This window comes from Cloacibacillus sp. (assembly GCA_036655895.1).
Classification (GTDB): Bacteria; Synergistota; Synergistia; order Synergistales; family Synergistaceae; genus JAVVPF01.
The window spans coordinates 1-607 of record JAVVPF010000144.1; the positions used below are offsets into that span (position 1 = coordinate 1).

Below are 607 nucleotides of genomic sequence, written 5' to 3' on the forward strand. Positions count from 1 at the left end.
TTGTAAACCATGCTCGATACGGCATTTTGCCCTGAGCCGGGCCACGTGCGGAATATTTGGAAGGCGCCCTCTGCGTTCCTGTCGGCGCTGATAAACGGTGATACGCCTGTGAAGGAGGTAACGCAATTATTGATCCGAGTAAGAGCTTGTACGTCCTCCTCTCTATCCGGATTTCCGCTCCCGTAAGCTTTGTCCGCTGTTACGGTGAGCCATCCGCAGTTTTTGAGATTTATTCTTGAGCCGTCGCTATTTCCGATTATGCCGCCCTTCACAGCGGTATCTCCGCTGAGCACCGCGGAAGAGATGCAGTTTTCGATTGTGACCTCCGTACCCGTTCCTGCTATCCCACCAAGTCGGGCGGTCGTTTGCGCGGCCACGAGCGTACCTGACGAATAACAGTTCAATATAGAAGAATTGTACTCCACCAGTCCTACGATGCCGCCGGCGCTGCCTTTGCCGCAGTTTGAGGTCACCAAACAATCCGCCACGCTGTTTATCACCGTGGAGCCGCGTACGTAGCCTGCGACGCCGCCAGCCTCGCTCACGTATGGCCGGTCTCCTGTTTGTGATATATCGCAGCTTTGAACGACACAGTTTGCCAATGAGG

1 protein-coding gene is annotated in these 607 nt (G+C 54.7%); it reads right to left on the reverse strand.

The features are described 5' to 3' along the window. A partial coding sequence (locus RRY12_13380) for a GLUG motif-containing protein (GenBank protein MEG2185664.1) occupies positions 1-545 on the reverse strand: 545 nt, incomplete at its 3' end. Positions 546-607 lie beyond the last annotated feature (62 nt).